At 66.9% G+C, this 462-nt stretch carries 1 protein-coding gene and 1 pseudogene; both read right to left on the reverse strand.

All coding sequences use genetic code 11. The annotated features are described in order from the left end of the window. Nucleotides 1-93: 93 nt before the first annotated feature. Nucleotides 94-330 carry a broad-spectrum mercury transporter MerE gene (gene merE, locus ACR6JA_RS21995; RefSeq protein ID WP_070700474.1) on the reverse strand — a complete coding sequence of 79 codons (237 nt, stop codon included), beginning with the start codon at nucleotides 328-330 and terminating at the stop codon, nucleotides 94-96. After that, nucleotides 327-462: pseudogene (locus ACR6JA_RS22000) on the reverse strand (transcriptional regulator MerD); the annotation flags it as partial. The gene merE and the pseudogene ACR6JA_RS22000, both read right to left, overlap by 4 nt.

Genomic DNA, 462 nt, shown 5'->3' on the forward strand with positions numbered 1-462 from the left:
GATCGACGACGGGCTGGTAGTGCAGTTCAAGCTGCCCGCGCTCGACCGCTTGGGCCAGTTCCGGCGTCGTCCATCCATCCGGCCGGAAAGCGCTCATTCTCTTTCCCTGAATGCCCGCAACGCCCGCGACAGGGACAGAAGGAACAGGCCGGTCAAACCGAGCGCCGCGATGACCCAATGCTCGCCGAGGAAAGCACCGGCGGTTGTGCCGGCCAGCACGACAGCGAGGATGGGCAGGTGGCAGGGGCAAGTCAGCACAGCCAGTCCGCCCCACAGGTAGCCGGTGATCGGTTTGTGCGTCTCGGACGGCAAGCGCTCGGGGCTGTTCATGGCAAACTCTCCGCGTGCTGTGCCGGCTCGGTCGGCAGGGTGGCCAACTGCACTTCCAGATCGGCCAACGCTTCGCGCCGACGCTCGACGAACTGACGCAGCAGGGCAAGCTGCGCGGCCGCTTCGTCGCCG

It is taken from the genome of Cedecea sp. B1(4) (assembly GCF_059414925.1).

Coding starts and splice junctions, on each gene's coding strand:
- merE (WP_070700474.1), bottom strand. CDS start 330: ATGAACAGCCCCGAGCGCTTGCCGTCCGAGACGCACAAACCGATCACC.